General features: G+C 51.2%; 17 protein-coding genes. 9 read left to right on the plus strand and 8 right to left on the minus strand.

The genetic code is table 11. The features are described 5' to 3' along the window. Positions 1 to 4: 4 nt before the first annotated feature. Together yeaW and yeaX are read left to right on the plus strand one after the other, a co-directional pair. Positions 5 to 1,129, plus strand: a complete 1,125-nt coding sequence (gene yeaW, locus C1P89_RS08475) for a carnitine monooxygenase, oxygenase subunit YeaW (RefSeq protein ID WP_000067822.1) — start codon at positions 5 to 7, stop codon at positions 1,127 to 1,129. Between the two features lie 55 nt (positions 1,130 to 1,184). Beyond that, positions 1,185 to 2,150, plus strand: coding sequence for a carnitine monooxygenase reductase subunit YeaX (yeaX, locus tag C1P89_RS08480; RefSeq protein ID WP_001287008.1), 966 nt, complete (start codon positions 1,185 to 1,187; stop codon positions 2,148 to 2,150). Positions 2,151 to 2,203: 53 nt separating this feature from the next. Here the strand turns inward: yeaX and rnd are convergent, their stop codons facing one another. From rnd to yoaA, 5 genes are all read right to left on the minus strand, one after another. Then, entirely contained in the window at positions 2,204 to 3,319 is a 1,116-nt protein-coding gene (gene rnd / locus C1P89_RS08485; RefSeq protein ID WP_005138604.1) for a ribonuclease D, read from the minus strand. An 81-nt stretch (positions 3,320 to 3,400) separates the two neighbouring features. Next, positions 3,401 to 5,086: a long-chain-fatty-acid--CoA ligase FadD gene (fadD, locus tag C1P89_RS08490; protein WP_005142335.1), complete on the minus strand. Its 1,686-nt coding sequence runs from the start codon at positions 5,084 to 5,086 to the stop codon at positions 3,401 to 3,403. Positions 5,087 to 5,290: 204 nt separating this feature from the next. Beyond that, positions 5,291 to 5,872, minus strand: a complete 582-nt coding sequence (yeaY, locus tag C1P89_RS08495) for a Slp family lipoprotein YeaY (protein WP_000290561.1) — start codon at positions 5,870 to 5,872, stop codon at positions 5,291 to 5,293. Positions 5,873 to 5,911: 39 nt separating this feature from the next. Then, positions 5,912 to 6,607 (minus strand): tRNA (adenosine(37)-N6)-threonylcarbamoyltransferase complex dimerization subunit type 1 TsaB, encoded by a 696-nt coding sequence (gene tsaB / locus C1P89_RS08500; RefSeq protein ID WP_001221020.1) that lies wholly within the window; start codon positions 6,605 to 6,607, stop codon positions 5,912 to 5,914. 57 nt (positions 6,608 to 6,664) lie between these two features. Further along, on the minus strand, positions 6,665 to 8,575 hold the full coding sequence (gene yoaA / locus C1P89_RS08505; RefSeq protein WP_000128844.1) for a DNA repair helicase YoaA: 1,911 nt from the start codon (positions 8,573 to 8,575) through the stop codon (positions 6,665 to 6,667). 131 nt (positions 8,576 to 8,706) lie between these two features. Between yoaA and C1P89_RS08510 the strand changes: the two genes are divergently transcribed. The 3 genes from C1P89_RS08510 (at position 8,707) to C1P89_RS08520 (ending at position 10,548) form a co-directional block, all read left to right on the plus strand. Continuing rightward, complete coding sequence (locus C1P89_RS08510) at positions 8,707 to 9,051, plus strand: RidA family protein (protein WP_001295493.1); 345 nt, start codon at positions 8,707 to 8,709, stop codon at positions 9,049 to 9,051. A 427-nt stretch (positions 9,052 to 9,478) separates the two neighbouring features. Then, positions 9,479 to 10,176, plus strand: a protein-coding gene (locus C1P89_RS08515) for an IS1-like element IS1A family transposase (protein ID WP_094096600.1) whose coding sequence is annotated in 2 segments (ribosomal slippage) — positions 9,479 to 9,728 and positions 9,728 to 10,176 — 699 coding nt in all. Because the reading frame shifts where the segments join, the coding sequence is not laid out codon by codon here. A 72-nt stretch (positions 10,177 to 10,248) separates the two neighbouring features. Further along, positions 10,249 to 10,548 carry a DUF1889 family protein gene (locus tag C1P89_RS08520; RefSeq protein ID WP_001111990.1) on the plus strand — a complete coding sequence of 100 codons (300 nt, stop codon included), beginning with the start codon at positions 10,249 to 10,251 and terminating at the stop codon, positions 10,546 to 10,548. Between the two features lie 119 nt (positions 10,549 to 10,667). On the opposite strand, the gene C1P89_RS08525 is transcribed toward C1P89_RS08520, so the two are convergent. Beyond that, complete coding sequence (locus C1P89_RS08525) at positions 10,668 to 10,847, minus strand: YoaH family protein (protein WP_000457334.1); 180 nt, start codon at positions 10,845 to 10,847, stop codon at positions 10,668 to 10,670. Between the two features lie 73 nt (positions 10,848 to 10,920). On the opposite strand from C1P89_RS08525, the gene pabB reads away from it, so the two are divergent. The 4 genes from pabB (at position 10,921) to C1P89_RS08545 (ending at position 16,141) form a co-directional block, all read left to right on the plus strand. Next, positions 10,921 to 12,282 carry an aminodeoxychorismate synthase component 1 gene (gene pabB / locus C1P89_RS08530; protein WP_000854984.1) on the plus strand — a complete coding sequence of 454 codons (1,362 nt, stop codon included), beginning with the start codon at positions 10,921 to 10,923 and terminating at the stop codon, positions 12,280 to 12,282. A gap of 3 nt (positions 12,283 to 12,285) precedes the next feature. Beyond that, entirely contained in the window at positions 12,286 to 12,864 is a 579-nt protein-coding gene (locus C1P89_RS08535) for a CoA pyrophosphatase (protein WP_000456706.1), read from the plus strand. 183 nt (positions 12,865 to 13,047) lie between these two features. Beyond that, entirely contained in the window at positions 13,048 to 14,412 is a 1,365-nt protein-coding gene (gene sdaA, locus C1P89_RS08540; RefSeq protein WP_000624298.1) for an L-serine ammonia-lyase, read from the plus strand. A gap of 130 nt (positions 14,413 to 14,542) precedes the next feature. Continuing rightward, positions 14,543 to 16,141: an EAL domain-containing protein gene (locus C1P89_RS08545; protein WP_005138590.1), complete on the plus strand. Its 1,599-nt coding sequence runs from the start codon at positions 14,543 to 14,545 to the stop codon at positions 16,139 to 16,141. 3 nt (positions 16,142 to 16,144) lie between these two features. On the opposite strand, the gene yoaE is transcribed toward C1P89_RS08545, so the two are convergent. Together yoaE and C1P89_RS26250 are read right to left on the minus strand one after the other, a co-directional pair. Further along, positions 16,145 to 17,701: a CNNM family cation transport protein YoaE gene (gene yoaE, locus C1P89_RS08550; RefSeq protein ID WP_000394983.1), complete on the minus strand. Its 1,557-nt coding sequence runs from the start codon at positions 17,699 to 17,701 to the stop codon at positions 16,145 to 16,147. Then, a complete protein-coding gene (locus C1P89_RS26250; RefSeq protein ID WP_001327808.1) occupies positions 17,689 to 17,847 on the minus strand; it encodes a protein YoaL in 159 nt (52 codons plus the stop codon). The genes yoaE and C1P89_RS26250 overlap by 13 nt, the downstream gene beginning before the upstream one ends. Between the last annotated feature and the right edge of the window lie 283 nt (positions 17,848 to 18,130).

An 18,130-nucleotide genomic window follows, 5' to 3' on the forward strand; every position in this document is an offset into this window, starting at 1 on the left:
CCCTATGAGCAATCTGAGCCCTGACTTTGTACTACCCGAAAATTTTTGCGCTAACCCGCAAGAGGCGTGGACCATTCCTGCCCGTTTTTATACCGATCAGAACGCGTTTGAACACGAAAAAGAGAACGTCTTCGCCAAAAGCTGGATTTGCGTCGCTCACAGCAGCGAACTGGCGAATGCCAATGATTATGTGACGCGTGAGATCATTGGCGAAAGCATCGTGCTGGTACGCGGTCGTGATAAGGTTTTGCGCGCGTTCTATAACGTGTGTCCGCACCGTGGTCATCAGTTGTTGAGCGGTGAAGGAAAAGCAAAAAATGTGATTACCTGCCCATATCACGCATGGGCATTCAAACTCGATGGCAATCTGGCCCATGCACGTAACTGCGAAAACGTCGCCAATTTCGATAGCGACAAAGCGCAACTGGTTCCGGTGCGTCTGGAAGAATATGCCGGATTCGTCTTCATCAACATGGACCCCAACGCCACCAGCGTAGAAGATCAGTTACCCGGTCTGGGCGCGAAAGTGCTGGAAGCCTGCCCGGAAGTCCACGATCTGAAACTGGCGGCCCGCTTTACCACCCGCACGCCTGCCAACTGGAAGAACATTGTCGATAACTATCTCGAGTGCTATCACTGTGGTCCGGCGCATCCAGGTTTCTCCGACTCCGTACAGGTTGATCGCTACTGGCACACCATGCACGGTAACTGGACGCTGCAATACGGTTTCGCCAAACCGTCCGAACAGTCGTTTAAATTTGAAGAGGGTACGGATGCGGCATTCCACGGTTTCTGGCTGTGGCCGTGCACGATGCTGAACGTCACCCCGATCAAAGGGATGATGACGGTCATTTATGAATTCCCGGTGGATTCTGAAACTACCCTGCAAAACTACGATATTTACTTCACCAATGAAGAGTTAACCGACGAGCAAAAATCGCTGATTGAGTGGTATCGCGATGTGTTCCGTCCGGAAGATTTACGTCTGGTTGAAAGCGTACAGAAAGGGCTGAAATCGCGTGGCTATCGTGGTCAGGGGCGCATCATGGCCGACAGTAGCGGTAGTGGCATTTCCGAACATGGTATCGCCCATTTCCATAATCTGCTGGCGCAGGTGTTTAAGGACTAATGACATCGGCGGCGGTATTTTCCGCCGCTGGGCTGATTTTTGATGGAGTACAGCAATGTCAGACTATCAAATGTTTGAAGTACAGGTGAGTCAGGTGGAACCGCTTACCGAACAGGTGAAACGCTTCACGCTGGTGGCAACCGATGGCAAACCGCTGCCTGCGTTCACCGGAGGAAGTCACATCATTGTGCAGATGAGCGATGGTGATAACCAGTACAGCAATGCGTATTCACTACTGAGTTCGCCGCATGACACCTCTTGTTATCAGATTGCCGTTCGGCTGGAGGAAAACTCGCGCGGCGGTTCCCGCTTTTTGCATCAGCAGGTAAAAGTGGGCGATCGGTTAACGATTTCAACGCCTAATAACCTGTTTGCGCTAATTCCCTCAGCCAGAAAGCATCTGTTTATCGCGGGCGGTATTAGTATCACCCCTTTCCTGTCGCACATGGCAGAGTTGCAACACAGCGACGTCGACTGGCAGCTACATTACTGCTCGCGAAATCCAGAAAGTTGCGCATTTCGTGATGAGCTAGTCCAGCATCCGCAGGCTGAGAAAGTCCATTTGCATCATTCATCAACCGGAACACGACTGGAATTAGCGCGATTATTGGCGGATATCGAACCTGGCACACACGTTTATACCTGTGGCCCCGAGGCGCTAAATGAAGCGGTAAGAAGTGAAGCTGCGCGTCTGGACATCGCCGCCGATACGCTGCACTTTGAGCAATTTGCTATCGAAGACAAAACCGGCGATGCCTTTACCCTGGTGCTTGCCCGTTCCGGAAAAGAGTTTGTGGTGCCGGAAGAGATGACTATTTTGCAGGTTATTGAAAATAATAAAGCCGCGAAAGTGGAATGTTTATGTCGTGAAGGGGTATGCGGAACCTGCGAAACAGCAATACTGGAAGGTGAAGCTGACCATCGGGATCAGTATTTTAGCGATGAAGAGCGTGCCAGCCAGCAAAGTATGTTGATCTGTTGTTCGCGTGCGAAGGGTAAACGCCTGGTGTTGGATTTGTAGTTTGCCAAAGCCGGATGTGGCGCTGAGCGCGCCCAGTCCGGCTTCGGAAGATTTTACTGCGGATATTCCTGCAATAAATTGTGTAATGCTTCCGCCATCAGCTCACCACGCCAGCCGGAAATCAGCTCCGGCAAATTGTTCTGCGGTTTCAGTTTCCAGTGCCAGTTCAGCAGTTGGTTGATTTGCCGACGCGATGCCAGCAATTCGGCGCTGATCTTATGCGTTTCGCTCACGTCAGTAATCAGCGACTTAATCGCTTTAAACGCTTTACGATAACCCGGCATGTCCATCAGGTTAAGCATCGGCTGCGGTAAGGCCTCTTCCGGCAATGTCTGCGCTTTTTCCACCAGCGCCAGCAGCGTTTTACCGTGAAAGCGGATTTCGCTACCGGATAAACCCAGGCTGTCCAGTTCGCCTAAACTTCCCGGCATATAACGCGCGACCGACCACAAATGCTCTTCACGCACGACAAAGTTCACCGCCAGATCACGCTCACGAGCCTTGCGCAGTCGCCAGTCGGCTAACAGTTGCAGACAGGCCAGTTGGCGTGTGCGTAATTGCCAGGCATTGGTGATATCACGCCAGGCATCTTCCGGCGCAACGACTTCCTGACGACGCATTTGCATCAGGCGGCATTCATCCAGCGCCGCAGGTAGCCAGCCGGAGGCCTCCGTTTCTACCATAAGCTTGGCGGTGATCGGTAACAGATACCAGACATCCGCCGCTGCGTATTCACACTGACGTTCGGTCAGCGGTCTGGCCAGCCAGTCGGTGCGCGATTCACTCTTGTCCAGCGTAACGCCGGAATACTCTTCCACCATGGAAGCGAAACCCCATGACATCGGGCGTCCGCAGAAGGCAGCAAGGATTTGCGTGTCAATCAGGGGTTGTGGTAATTCGCCAAAGACATTGAGGAACACTTCCAGATCTTCACTGCCTGCATGGAGAAATTTTGTGATGGACGGATCGCGCAGGATCGCTTTCAGCGGTGACCAGTCGGTGATCCCGAGAGGATCAATTAGCGCCAGATGCTCACCATCGAAAAGTTGAATCAACCCCAGCTGCGGGTAATAAGTGCGCGTACGAACAAATTCAGTATCCTGGGCTATCGCCGGAAAGACACGGACGGCTTCACACAAAGAAGCCAGCGCATCGTCCGTGGTAATCATTTGGTAATTCAAATTGTATTCTCTTTAGTGGGCGTCAAAAAAAACGCCGGATTAACCGGCGTCTGACGACTGACTTAACGCTCAGGCTTTATTGTCCACTTTGCCGCGCGCTTCGTCACGTAATTCTCGTCGCAAAATTTTTCCGACGTTAGATTTCGGTAACTCATCACGAAACTCCACCAGCTTCGGTACTTTGTAGCCCGTGAGCTGACGGCAGCAAAAGGTCACCAGTGACTCTTCGGTAAGCGATGGATCTTTTTTCACTACGAAGATTTTCACCGCTTCACCACTGGAGCCGGAAGGTACGCCAACAGCCGCGACTTCCTGTACGCCAGGATGCTGCATGACGACATCTTCAATCTCGTTGGGATAGACGTTAAAACCGGAAACCAGAATCATGTCTTTTTTACGATCGACAATGCGCAGGAACCCTTCTTCATCCATCACCGCGATGTCGCCGGTGTGTAACCAGCCATTTTTGATGATCTCATCGGTAGCATCGGGACGCTGCCAGTAACCCAGCATCACCTGCGGTCCTTTGACACAAAGCTCACCCGGTTGACCCGGTGGTACTTCATTATCGTCGTCATCCACCAGTTTGGCTTCCGTCGACGGCACCGGCAAACCGATGCTACCACTATGATAATCAATATCATATGGGTTAACGCTGACCAGCGGCGCACACTCGGTAAGACCATAGCCTTCCAGCAGATACTGTCCTGTCAGTTTCACCCAACGCTCTGCCACCACTTGCTGCACTGGCATCCCACCGCCTGCGGAAAGATGCAGACTGGAGAAATCCAGCTGCTGGAACTCTTTATTGTTCAGCAACGCATTGAACAAGGTGTTAACGCCAGTGATAGCGGTAAACGGATATTTCGCTAACTCTTTTACCAACCCTGGAATATCGCGCGGGTTAGTGATAAGCAGGTTCTGCCCACCCAGTTCGATAAACAGCAGGCAGTTAATGGTCAGGGCAAAAATGTGATACAGCGGCAGTGCCGTTACTACCAGTTCTTTACCTGGATGCAGCAACGGCCCATAGGTGGCGTTGACCTGTTCCAGGTTCGCCAGCATATTGCGGTGAGTCAGCATCGCGCCTTTCGCCACACCTGTGGTGCCGCCGGTGTATTGCAGGAAGGCTAAATCTTCCGGCACCAGTTCGGGTTTGACGTACTGCATCCGGTAGCCGTTATGCAGTGCGCTACGAAATGAAATGGCATCTGGCAGATGGTATTTCGGCACCAAACGCTTGATGTATTTAACAACGAAATTGACTACCGTGCCTTTTGCCGTAGATAGCTGATCGCCCATACGGGTCAGAATTACGTGCTGAACGGCGGTTTTATCAACCACTTTTTCCAGTGTGTGAGCAAAGTTAGACACGATAACAATCGCCGATGCGCCGCTATCGTTAAGCTGATGCTCAAGCTCACGCGGGGTATACAACGGGTTAACGTTTACGACGATCATCCCGGCACGCAAAATGCCAAACAGCGCCACCGGATATTGCAATAAATTAGGCATCATCAACGCAACGCGATCGCCTTTCTTCAGCCCCAACCCTTGTTGCAAATAAGCGGCAAACGCGCGACTGCGTTCTTCCAGCTTGCGGAAGGTCATTACCTCCCCCATATTCACAAACGCAGGCTGATCGGCGTAGCGGACGACCGACTGCTCAAACATATCTATCAGAGATTGATAACGGTCAGGGTTGATCTCCGTCGGAACATCCGCGGGATAACGGTTAAGCCAAACCTTCTTCAATTCTTCACCTCTAAAATGCGTGTTCGTCGTCATCGCAACCCCAAGTGATAAACATGTTGTTAACATAACATTAACTCATCTTACCAGCTTGATAATTAGACAACGAAAAGGTTGCGAAGCGCGTCACTATTTATTTTTATAGTTGCCGTATGAACGCAGAAACAGCGGACCAGCCGCTGTTTCTTTTTCTTTAAAAACAACTTGTTACTCGGTTACAATTGTTTCAACTCTTGCAGGGCCAGGATTATACCAACCCCATCCGCCGTAACCATAGGGCCAGCCGCGTCCACCATAAAACCATGGATCAATTGGCTGCGGCGGCATAATCACCTGTTGAGTGATATGCCAGCGTTTGTAACCTGTTACCTGCATAACCATAAATTTATATGGTGCATTATTTACTTTGCCATCCACTGTGCCAGTGATTGGCCCGACAACCGTCACCAGTTGTCCACGAAAATCGACCGGATCAAGAAAACCGTTCACATCGGCATAAATGCGCCCGCGTGAAGGTTCTCCCAAGGTTGGTCTTGCTCCGCTGTCCAGCGGTACGGTAGCAATTTCCAGGCGGGTTTTCCCTTGCTGGTTTTGTACCACAACCACTTTGCCGCCAAAGCGCGCCTCCTGACCAACATATAAATCTGGCGCATTCATCACGCGTACCAGATCTTGCTGTGGTGTTGGACTGCTGCCTTTAATGGCGTCCGGCACAGTGACACAACCGCTCAGCATTAGCGCAAACGTACCTGCCAGTATGCCTTTGATAACATTCTTTTGAACCGCCATGATGCGACTCCTTTTTTTCTCAGGGCATACTCTTAAGATTCATTCTTTGCCCGGAAGTTTCTTCCATGCGACGTTGTTACGTAAATAAACCGGTTCGGCATGTTCCACCGCCACCGTTTTACCCTCGGCAAACATCTGACACGCAATCGGCAGCATATCTTCCGCCGCTGGCAGTAAAACTTCTCCGTCGCGCAAAACCAGCCCGCTCTCTTTACGGAGATCCGGCCAGGCTTGCCAGCCCGTCCCTACCGTTACCCATTCGCCGGAAAGCTGTTGCATTCGTTCATGAACGAGTTCGGGTTTGAGTACGGCTTCGGTTTCTTCACCGCGCCAGATACCGTTTTCATCACGCTGATATTCGGCCCAGTAAACTTCGCCCATTCGCGCGTCAATGGCTGCCAGCACGCGGGTTGCGCCGTTTTTGCGCCACGCCCCCTGCGCCATCGTCATTAGCGTAGAGACACCAATCATCGGTAACTCCGCGCCAAGCGCCAGCCCTTGCGCAATACCAATACCAATGCGCACGCCAGTAAAGCTACCGGGGCCGCGCCCGTAAGCCAGAGCGTTTATGTCAGTCAGGGAAGTTCCGCTGGTGGTCAGGATATCCTGCACCATCGGTAAGATTCGTTGAGTATGTTCACGAGGGCAAAGCTCAAAATGAGCGTTGACATTACCGTCGTTCCACAGAGCGACAGAGCAGACCTCTGTCGCGGTATCGATAGCCAGAATTCGCATGGGTCTTCGTGCTTAGATCAATAAAAAGGCGCGCATCATACCATACTCCGTAACAAATTACCTGGAGGATGGTATCGCAAGGAAACGAACCGCACGGGCAATGTCACGGGTGCGTGGCGCGGGCGGCAGACTGGCGAGAAACGTCGCGCCGTAAGGACGCATCACCAGCCGATTGTCACAAATTACCAGCACGCCGCGATCGTCGGCGTCGCGAATCAGTCGCCCTACTCCCTGCTTGAGAGTAATGACCGCATCCGGCAGCTGCACTTCATCGAACGGGTCGCCACCGCGCAAACGACAATCTTCCATGCGCGCTTTTAACAGTAGATCATCCGGCGAGGTAAACGGCAATTTGTCGATAATTACCAATGACAATGTATCGCCACGCACGTCCACCCCTTCCCAGAAACTACTGGTTGCCACAAGAAGCGCGTTACCGGCGCTGACAAATTGCTGCAACAGTTGCCCTTTGCTGGTTTCCCCCTGCAACAAAACGGGAAGCGTCATGGTAGCGCGGAACTGCTCGGCCAGATCGCGCATCATGGCATGCGAGGTACAAAGCATAAAACAACGACCGTTGTTAGCTTCGATGATCGGTCGCAGCATTGCCGCCAGTTGCCGTGCACAACCCGGTTGATTGGTTTGCGGCAGGTTGCGCGGCACACAGAGTAACGCCTGGCGGCTGTAATCAAACGGGCTTGGCAATAGCAACGACTCCGCCTGTTCTATCCCAAGCCGCGAGGTGAAATGATGCAGATCGTCGTTCACCGACAGCGTTGCTGAGGTGAAGATCCAGCTACCGGGCTTTTGCGCCATTAACTCTTTGAATTTATCCGCCACGCTGAGCGGCGTGAGAGCCAGAGTAAAATGGCGCGAAGTGCATTCGTACCAGTAGCTGTAGCCCGGCTGATTGATCTCTTTTAGCCGCTTCAGCCGTGTGCGATACAACGTGGCGCGCTCAAATGCCGCATCCAGCAAGGCGGAACGCCCCAGTGACAGTTTCGCCACGTCATAACAAAGTTCCAGGGTGTCATCGAGCAGTAAAAATGCCCGCTGAATTTGCGGATTAGCTAACAGCTCACGCAGGTTACCGCGATAACCTGGCTCACCGAGTTGCAGACGAAAATCCTGTGCACTCTGGGCAAGACGATCAGCGCACTTTTGTAACTGCTGGGTGTCTTTTAATTCGGTGCGGTAGGCGATGGTGATGTCTTTTGCCAGGTCGAGCAGTTGTCGACTGGAGAGTGACTGACCAAAATACTGGCTGGCAATGTCCGGTAGCTGGTGGGCTTCGTCGAAGATCATGACGTCCGCTTCAGGGATCAACTCGCCAAATCCACTCTCTTTAACCACCATATCCGCCAGAAAGAGATGATGGTTTACCACCACCACATCGGCGTCCATCGCTTTTTTACGTGCTTTGACCACAAAGCAATCTTTATACATCGGGCAGTCGCTGCCAAGACAGTTGTCGTTGGTGCTGGTGACCAGCGGCCACGCCTGTGAATCTTCCGCCACGCTGACGCAGGTGCTGATATCACCATCGACTGTTTGATTAGACCAGGAGCGCAGCAGGATCACATCGCTTAAGATTTGTACCGGCAGATCGCCCCCCGCCAGCGCCTGCTGTTCGAGACGTTCGAGGCAGAGGTAGTTTGAGCGCCCTTTCAGCAGCGCCACGTTGCCCGTATATTTCAATGCCTTTGAGACTGTTGGCAAATCGCGGCTGTAGAGCTGATCCTGCAACGCTTTTGAGCCGGTCGAGATAATGACTTTCTTTTTCGCCCGCAGCGCAGGAGCCAGGTAAGCGTAGGTTTTGCCCGTACCGGTTCCTGCTTCCACCACCAGCGGCTGGCCTTTTTCTATCGCCTGGGTGACGGCTACCGCCATCTGTCGCTGTGGTTCTCGCGGCTTAAAGCCTGGTATCGCTTTCGCCAGCTGACCGTCTGGTGCAAAATCGTCCGTCACACTACCCCCTGTTGATTTGAACAGGGATTATGTCAGGATGAGGGCGCTTTCGCCAGTTGAAGTGGTGACGGCAACCTCACATTGTGGCAGTCTTTGCAGCACGAAAATGGAAGTATAATGAGGACAAAATGATGACTATCGTTCGTATCGATGCTGAAGCCCGCTGGTCTGATGTAGTAATCCACAACAACACGCTCTACTACACTGGTGTACCGGAAAACCTCGACGCCGATGCCTTTGAGCAAACCGCCAACACGCTGGCACAGATTGACGCCGTGCTGGAAAAACAGGGCAGCAATAAATCGAGCATTCTGGATGCCACCATTTTCCTGGCCGATAAAAACGACTTCGCGGCGATGAATAAAGCGTGGGATGCCTGGGTTGTCGCGGGTCATGCGCCAGTGCGCTGCACGGTACAAGCGGGTTTGATGAACCCGAAGTATAAAGTTGAAATTAAGATTGTGGCTGCGGTGTAAGCTTTATCGAAGCAAAATAAGTCAGACGATAATTTATCGATAATACTGGTCGGTTTTACATAAATCGACCAGAGAATAAGATATTACTGTTGATGCTTCTGCTAATTCATTATTTATATTTATAATTTCAATTTTATCTATAAAACTAACTATATAAATAAACATAACCATGCCGTTGTGTTCGCCCTTTGATTAGCAACTCTGGTTTTCTTTCTTAGCTGAACAATCTGGTTATAGCGTGCGGACTGACCGTTAATTTTCTCCTTCTTACTGGATAACACACCATGAGCTGCTACCTTTAAAACACCTGAATGTCAACAGGTTAACTCGTGCCATATCGTTATAATCCCTTTGATATTAGATGCAAATTAAGGTGATGCTGCCAACTTACTGATTTAGTGTATGATGGTGTTTTTGAGGTGCTCCAGTGGCTTCTGTTTCTATCAGCTGTCCCTCCTGTTCTGCTACTGACGGGGTGGTGCGTAACGGCAAAAGCACTGCCGGACATCAGCGCTATCTCTGCTCTCACTGCCGTAAAACATGGCAACTGCAGTTCACTTACACCGCTTCTCAACCCGGTACGCACCAGAAAATCATTGATATGGCCATGAATGGCGTTGGATGCCGGGCAACTGCACGCATTATGGGCGTTGGCCTCAACACGATTTTACGTCACTTAAAAAACTCAGGCCGCAGTCGGTAACCTCGCGCATACAGCCGGGCAGTGACGTCATCGTCTGCGCGGAAATGGACGAACAGTGGGGCTATGTCGGGGCTAAATCGCGCCAGCGCTGGCTGTTTTACGCGTATGACAGTCTCCGGAAGACGGTTGTTGCGCACGTATTCGGTGAACGCACTATGGCGACGCTGGGGCGTCTTATGAGCCTGCTGTCACCCTTTGACGTGGTGATATGGATGACGGATGGCTGGCCGCTGTATGAATCCCGCCTGAAGGGAAAGCTGCACGTAATCAGCAAGCGATATACGCAGCGAATTGAGCGGCATAACCTGAATCTGAGGCAGCACCTGGCACGGCTGGGACGGAAGTCGCTGTCGTTCTCAAAATCGGTGGAGCTGCATGACAAAGTCATCGGGCATTATCTGAACATAAAACACTATCAATAAGTTGGAGTCATTACCCAAATTAAGGTCATATATAGCCTTATCGATAACATGGTTAATTTTAAGGATAAGAATATGCCTGCTGTAATAGATAAAGCCCTGGATTTCATTGGTGCCATGGATGTATCAGCGCCAACACCAAGTTCGATGAATGAAAGCACGGCGAAGGGAATCTTTAAATATTTAAAAGAACTGGGAGTACCTGCGAGTGCCGCTGATATTACGGCGCGAGCTGACCAGGAAGGCTGGAACCCTGGGTTTACGGAAAAAATGGTTGGATGGGCAAAAAAAATGGAGTCAGGTGAACGCTCTGTGATTAAAAATCCTGAATACTTTTCAACATATATGCAGGAAGAACTAAAAGCACTGGTCTGAGTAAAATTTACATCAGCATAAATGGATCAGGACGCTTTTAATCACATATAAAAAGCGTCCTTTTTCTCACAATCAAATAATCATCGGCTTGTATAACGAAATCAATACGGATTAGTGTGTTACTCGTCTTCATCCTCAAAACGCGCCACGATTCGCTCGCCGGAATGGTTGGCACGCAGCTCTTCTGCCACCAACGCGATTGCCTGGCCGCTGCTCATCCCTTGTGCCATCAGTTCCTGGATCCGCTCGACAGCTTTTTGCTGCTGTTCATGGGTGAGTGAAGGTAAACCTGCAAACATTGTTAACTCCTGCTAAATTGTTGGCGCTAATTATTTCATGCTACCCGGCACATAGCCAGTAGAGTCAGGACTGATGAAGACGTTATCTCCCGCTGTGATTACTTTACCCTGGCGTCAGGACGCCGCTGAATTTTATTTCTCCCGCTTAAGCCACCTGCCGTGGGCGATGCTTTTACACTCCGGCTATGCCGATCATCCGTATAGCCGCTTTGATATTGTGGTCGCCGATCCGATTTGCACTTTAACCACTTTAGGTAAAGAAACCGTTGTTAGTGAAAGCGAAAAACGCACAACGACCACTGATGACCCGCTACAGGTGCTCCAGCAGGTGCTGGATCGCGCAGACATTCGCCCAACGCATAACGAAGATTTGCCATTTCAGGGCGGCGCACTGGGGTTGTTTGGCTACGATCTGGGCCGCCGTTTTGAGTCACTGCCAGAAATTGCGGAACAAGATATCGTTCTGCCGGATATGGCAGTGGGTATCTACGATTGGGCGCTCATTGTCGACCACCAGCGTCATACAGTTTCTTTGCTGAGTCATAATGATGTCAATGCCCGTCGGGCCTGGCTGGAAAGCCAGCAATTCTCGCCGCAGGAAGATTTCACGCTTACTTCCGACTGGCAATCCAATATGACCCGCGAGCAGTACGGCGAAAAATTTCGCCAGGTACAGGAATATCTGCACAGCGGTGATTGCTATCAGGTAAATCTCGCCCAGCGTTTTCATGCGACCTATTCTGGCGATGAATGGCAGGCATTCCTTCAGCTTAATCAGGCCAACCGCGCGCCATTTAGCGCTTTTTTACGTCTTGAACAGGGTGCAATTTTAAGCCTTTCGCCAGAGCGGTTTATTCTTTGTGATAATAGTGAAATCCAGACCCGCCCTATTAAAGGCACGCTACCACGCCTGCCCGATCCTCAGGAAGATAGCAAACAAGCAGAAAAACTGGCGAACTCAGCGAAAGATCGTGCCGAAAATCTGATGATTGTCGATTTAATGCGTAATGATATCGGTCGTGTTGCCGTAGCAGGTTCGGTAAAAGTACCAGAGCTGTTCGTGGTGGAACCCTTCCCTGCCGTGCATCATCTGGTCAGCACCATAACGGCACAACTACCAGAACAGTTACACGCCAGCGATCTGCTGCGCGCAGCTTTTCCTGGTGGCTCAATAACCGGGGCTCCGAAAGTACGGGCTATGGAAATTATCGACGAACTGGAACCGCAGCGACGTAATGCCTGGTGCGGCAGCATTGGCTATTTGAGCTTTTGCGGCAACATGGATACCAGCATTACTATCCGCACTCTGACTGCCATTAACGGACAAATATACTGCTCTGCGGGCGGTGGAATTGTCGCCGATAGCCAGGAAGAAGCGGAATATCAGGAAACTTTTGATAAAGTTAATAAGATATTACGCCAACTGGAGAAGTAAGACGTGGAATACCGTAGCCTGATGCTTGATGATTTTTTATCGCGCTTTCAACTTTTGCGCCCGCAAATTAACCGGGAAACCCTAAATCATCGTCAGGCTGCCGTGTTAATCCCCATCGTCCGTCGACCGCAACCGGGGTTGTTGCTGACTCAGCGTTCAATTCATCTGCGTAAACACGCTGGACAAGTGGCATTCCCTGGAGGTGCAGTCGATGACACGGACGCATCAGTTATCGCCGCCGCGCTGCGCGAAGCTGAAGAAGAGGTCGCTATACCGCCTTCCGCCGTTGAAGTTATCGGCGTGCTGCCGCCCGTCGATAGCGTAACTGGCTATCAGGTAACCCCAGTGGTCGGCATTATCCCGCCCGATCTGCCGTATCGCGCCAGTGAAGATGAAGTCTCGGCGGTGTTTGAAATGCCGCTCGCCCAGGCATTACATCTGGGTCGTTATCACCCTTTAGATATCTACCGCCGTGGCGATTCACATCGGGTATGGCTGTCCTGGTACGAACAGTATTTTGTATGGGGAATGACCGCAGGCATAATTCGTGAGCTGGCGCTGCAAATTGGTGTGAAACCCTGACTATACTTATCTTTACATCTACAAAACACTACTTGAGACAATCATCGCAATATTAGTTAAATCGCGGTTTTTGATTAGTTTAATTCATGTGAATAGTTAAGCCAGTCGCCGCGTTCCCTCTTACACTATGCGCTGTTATTAGTTCGTTACTGGAAGTCCAGTCACCTTGTCAGGAGTATTATCGTGATTAGTCTATTCGACATGTTTAAGGTGGGGATTGGTCCCTCATCTTCCCATACCGTAGGGCCTATGAAGGCAGGTAAACAGTTCGTCGATGATCTGGTCGAAAAAGGCTTACTGGATAGCGTTACTCGCGTTGCCGTGGACGTTTATGGTTCACTGTCGCTGACGGGTAAAGGCCACCACACCGATATCGCCATTATTATGGGTCTTGCAGGTAACGAACCTGCCACCGTGGATATCGACAGTATTCCCGGTTTTATTCGCGACGTAGAAGAGCGCGAACGTCTGCTGCTGGCACAGGGACGGCATGAAGTGGATTTCCCGCGCGACAACGGGATGCGTTTTCATAACGGCAACCTGCCGCTGCATGAAAACGGTATGCAAATCCACGCCTATAACGGCGATGAAGTCGTCTACAGCAAAACTTATTATTCCATCGGCGGCGGTTTTATCGTCGATGAAGAACACTTTGGTCAGGATGCTGCCAACGAAGTGAGCGTGCCGTATCCGTTCAAATCTGCCACCGAACTGCTCGCGTACTGTAATGAAACCGGCTATTCGCTGTCTGGTCTCGCTATGCAGAACGAACTGGCGCTGCACAGCAAGAAAGAGATCGACGAGTATTTCGCGCATGTCTGGCAAACCATGCAGGCATGTATCGATCGCGGGATGAACACCGAAGGTGTACTGCCAGGCCCGCTGCGCGTGCCACGTCGTGCGTCTGCCCTGCGCCGGATGTTAGTTTCCAGCGATAAACTGTCTAACGATCCGATGAATGTCATTGACTGGGTAAACATGTTTGCGCTGGCAGTTAACGAAGAAAACGCCGCCGGTGGTCGTGTGGTAACTGCGCCAACCAACGGTGCCTGCGGTATCGTTCCGGCAGTGCTGGCTTACTATGACCACTTTATTGAATCGGTCAGCCCGGACATCTATACCCGTTACTTTATGGCAGCGGGCGCGATTGGTGCATTGTATAAAATGAACGCCTCTATTTCCGGTGCGGAAGTTGGTTGCCAGGGCGAAGTGGGTGTTGCCTGTTCAATGGCTGCTGCGGGTCTTGCAGAACTGCTGGGCGGTAGCCCGGAACAGGTTTGCGTGGCGGCGGAAATTGGCATGGAACACAACCTTGGTTTAACCTGCGACCCGGTTGCAGGGCAGGTTCAGGTGCCGTGCATTGAGCGTAATGCCATTGCCTCTGTGAAGGCGATTAACGCCGCACGGATGGCTCTGCGCCGCACCAGTGCACCGCGCGTCTCGCTGGATAAGGTCATCGAAACGATGTACGAAACTGGTAAGGACATGAACGCCAAATACCGCGAAACCTCACGCGGTGGTCTGGCAATCAAAGTCCAGTGTGACTAATACTTCTTACTCGCCCATCTGCAACGGATGGGCGAATTTATACCCGCTTTCTCGTCTGCTGTAATATTCCCCACTACACTTCCACTGTTGCGTCAGGCGTTTGTCGCCATACGCTTACAGGGTGGCCCGCATGCAAAAAGCACAACGGATCATTAAAACCTATCGCCGTAATCGAATGATTGTTTGTACGATTTGCGCACTCGTTACGCTCGCTTCGACCCTGAGCGTGCGATTTATTTCACAGCGTAACTTAAATCAACAACGGGTAGTACAATTCGCCAATCACGCTGTAGAGGAATTAGATAAAGTACTGCTTCCCCTACAGGCAGGTAGCGAAGTCTTGCTTCCGCTGATTGGTCTGCCCTGCTCTGTCGCCCATTTGCCATTACGTAAACAGGCGGCAAAACTCCAAACTGTGCGATCCATTGGCCTGGTGCAAGACGGAACACTCTATTGCTCCAGCATTTTTGGTTATCGCAATGTGCCCGTCGTGGACATTCTGGCTGAACTTCCTGCACCGCAACCACTTTTACGCCTGACGATCGACCGTGCCCTGATTAAAGGCAGTCCGGTTTTGATTCAATGGACGCCTGCAGCGGGCAGTAGCAATGCTGGGGTCATGGAGATGATTAACATCGACTTACTGACGGCAATGCTCCTTGAGCCACAACTGCCGCAAATCAGTAGCGCCAGCCTGACGGTGGACAAACGGCATTTGCTCTATGGTAATGGGCTGGTAGATTCCCTTCCGCAACCTGAAGACAATGAAAACTATCAGGTTTCTTCGCAACGCTTTCCTTTTACCATTAACGTTAATGGTCCGGGGGCTACGGCGCTGGCATGGCACTATCTTCCAACACAATTACCGCTGGCGGTGCTGCTAAGTTTACTGGTGGGCTACATCGCCTGGCTGGCGACCGCTTACCGGATGAGCTTTTCCCGCGAAATCAATCTGGGCCTGGCGCAACATGAGTTCGAATTGTTCTGTCAGCCTTTGCTTAATGCGCGCAGCCAGCAATGTATTGGTGTAGAGATTTTGCTGCGCTGGAACAATCCGCGTCAGGGCTGGATTTCACCGGATGTGTTTATTCCTATCGCGGAAGAACATCATTTAATTGTGCCACTGACCCGCTATGTGATGGCAGAAACCATTCGTCAGCGCCATGTTTTCCCGATGAGTAGTCAGTTTCATGTTGGCATTAACGTCGCACCCAGCCATTTTCGCCGTGGTGTGCTGATAAAAGATCTCAATCAGTACTGGTTTAGCGCTCACCCGATTCAGCAACTGATCCTCGAAATCACCGAACGCGATGCCTTACTGGATGTTGATTATCGGATTGCCCGCGAGCTACATCGTAAAAACGTCAAACTGGCGATTGATGACTTCGGCACCGGCAACAGTTCATTTTCCTGGCTTGAAACATTACGTCCTGACATGCTGAAAATTGATAAGTCATTTACCGCAGCTATAGGTTCTGACGCGGTTAACTCGACGGTGACCGATATCATCATCGCGCTGGGGCAAAGACTGAATATTGAACTGGTGGCGGAGGGCGTGGAAACGCAAGAACAGGCGAAGTATTTGCGCCGTCATGGCGTGCATATTTTGCAAGGGTATTTGTACGCACAGCCGATGCCGCTACGTGATTTTCCCAAATGGCTGGCGGGCAGCCAACCGCCGCCCGCCCGGCATAATGGACATATCACGCCCATTATGCCGTTACGTTAATGCTTACTCATCTTCATCGTGCGCCGGTTGCTCTTTAACAATGCGAACCAGATCAACACGATAATCATTGGCTTCAATGATGGTGATATGCAGTGGCCCTACATCAATCACATCGCCCACACGGGGAATGTGACCATTTGCCGAGATCACGAGGCCCGCGACCGTCGCGATATCATCGTCATCGGCAAGGTGCTCAACATCAAGCGCCTGCTGCAAGGCATGCAAATCTGTACCGCCTTTTACCAGCCAGCCGTCACCATCAGTAATGATTTCCGGCGTTTCGTCAGCGTCCGGGAATTCACCCGCAATGGCTTCCAGCACATCCAGCGGCGTGACCAGACCTTGTACCACACCAAACTCGTTGGTCACGATAACAAAGCTCCCGCGAGCACGACGCAGCACGCCCAACAGGTTGATCGGATCGAGGGTTTCCGGGACGATAATCGCCGGAGACGCCGAAGCAATCGCCGCCACATCAACGCCCTCTTCCAGCGCCACCAGCAGTTCTTTAGCACGTACAATACCGATGATTTCATCCAGTTCACCGCGACATACCGGGAACAGACTGTGCGGTGAAGAGAGCAGTTGCTCGCGGATTTCATCGACCCCGAGATTAGCGTCAACCCAGCTTATTTCACCGCGCGGCGTCATGATCCCGCGCAGAGAACGCGACGCAAGCGTCAGTACGCCGTTAATCATGTAACGTTCTTCTTCGGCAAATGCACCTTCCGGGATCGGCATCGGCATCGGGTTATCGGCATCGTGCTGAACATTGGCCTGACGTTTCCCGCCCATCAAACGCAGGATGGCATCGGCAGTACGCGCTCGCAGCGGCAAAGTCGACTGGTGGCGAATAAAGTTGCGACGCGCAATCTGGTTAAACACTTCGATGATGATCGAGAAGCCAATCGCGGCATACAGGTAACCTTTCGGAATGTGGAAACCGAAACCTTCTGCCACCAGACTCAGACCAATCATTAACAGGAAGCTCAGACAGAGCACCACCACCGTGGGGTGCTGGTTAACGAATCGCGTCAGCGGTTTGGATGCCAGCAACATAACCGCCATCGCAATCACTACCGCCGCCATCATCACCGGCAGATGGTTAACCATCCCTACTGCAGTAATTACCGCATCCAACGAGAAGACGGCGTCAAGGATGACAATCTGTGTGACGACCACCCAGAAACTGGCGTAGCCTTTACCGTGGCCGGAATCATGATCGCGGTTTTCCAGCCGTTCATGCAGTTCGGTTGTTGCTTTGAACAGCAAGAATATCCCCCCGAACAACATAATCAGGTCGCGTCCGGAGAAGGAGAAATCCATGACGGTAAATAGCGGTTTGGTCAGCGTGACCATCCATGAAATCAGCGACAGCAGCCCCAGACGCATAATCAGCGCCAGTGATAACCCCAGCAAACGCGCTTTATCGCGTTGTTTTGGCGGCAGTTTGTCAGCAAGAATGGCGATGAAGACCAGGTTATCGATACCCAGCACAATTTCGAGAACAACAAGCGTGAGTAGCCCCGCCCAAATTGAGGGGTCCATTAAGAATTCCATGACAAGCTCCTGCTTAAGGAATAGCTATTCGACGCCAGAAATAATGCAGGCGTAACGACAAAATGCAAACGAAAGGTGCGGCATAGAGTGCCAGAAAGGCAGGCGTTAAAAGGCCTGATGCTGAAATGACGTCGGTGACGATCCATACTGCGGGCTACTGCCCTATACTCCATGGTTGTTAAACGGGAGTTAAACATATCAGAGACGCCTCTGATTTGGCAAAGATTTACCTTCCTTTGCAAACGAATGTGACAAGGATATTTTACCTTTCGAAATTTCTGCTAATCGAAAGTTAAATTACGGATCTTCATCACATAAAATAATTTTTTCGATATCTAAAATAAATCGCGAAACGCAGGGGTTTTTGGTTGTAGCCCTTATCTGAATCGATTCGATTGTGGACGACGATTCAAAAATACATCTGGCACG

The sequence above is a fragment of the Shigella sonnei genome (assembly GCF_002950395.1).
Lineage (GTDB): Bacteria > Pseudomonadota > Gammaproteobacteria > Enterobacterales > Enterobacteriaceae > ECMA0423.